This is a genomic window from Alistipes sp. An31A, from assembly GCF_002159425.1.
Lineage (GTDB): Bacteria > Bacteroidota > Bacteroidia > Bacteroidales > Rikenellaceae > Alistipes > Alistipes excrementigallinarum.
This window is the reverse complement of record NZ_NFIO01000026.1, coordinates 1-542: the sequence shown is the minus strand read 5'-3', so window position 1 is coordinate 542 and position 542 is coordinate 1. Positions and strand designations below refer to the sequence as shown.

The 542-nt window shown below is 50.2% G+C and carries 2 tRNA genes and 2 rRNA genes; all 4 read right to left on the bottom strand.

Features of this window, described 5'->3' with window-relative positions:
* Positions 1-99: ribosomal RNA gene (locus B5F90_RS10735) — 23S ribosomal RNA — on the bottom strand; the annotation flags it as partial.
* A gap of 96 nt (positions 100-195) precedes the next feature.
* Positions 196-269, bottom strand: a tRNA-Ala gene (locus B5F90_RS10730).
* A 6-nt stretch (positions 270-275) separates the two neighbouring features.
* Positions 276-349, bottom strand: a tRNA-Ile gene (locus B5F90_RS10725).
* Positions 350-449: 100 nt separating this feature from the next.
* Positions 450-542 (bottom strand): 16S ribosomal RNA (locus B5F90_RS10720); the annotation flags it as partial.

Sequence of the window (542 nt, the reverse complement as noted above, 5' to 3'; positions counted from 1 at the left end):
ATTCTTGTTTGCAAATCCCCGGAGCTTTTCGCAGCTTACCACGTCCTTCGTCGCCTCCAAGAGCCTAGGCATTCCCCATACGCCCTTCATTACTTTCTTTCTTCCTTCCCGAAAACCCTATTGCGTTCTCGGGAGGCCTTATCTCATAACCTCAATCATGTCAAAGAACTTGAACCGAATCGCTTCGATTCTCCGTGGAGGATAAGGGAGTCGAACCCTTGACCCTCTGCTTGCAAAGCAGATGCTCTAGCCAACTGAGCTAATCCCCCGTCGTGTAGTCCCGTGCGGACTTGAACCGCAGACCCCTACATTATCAGTGTAGTGCTCTAACCAACTGAGCTACGGGACTGTATCCGCAGGTTAAACCTACTCGATATAGCAAAAAATTACCAGTTGTCGAGAGAAAGAACGAGTATCTCACTGTCTTAAGAAGCAATCATACTCTCCAGAAAGGAGGTGTTCCAGCCGCACCTTCCGGTACGGCTACCTTGTTACGACTTAGCCCCAGTTACCGGTTTTGCCCTAGGTCGCTCCTTGCGGTC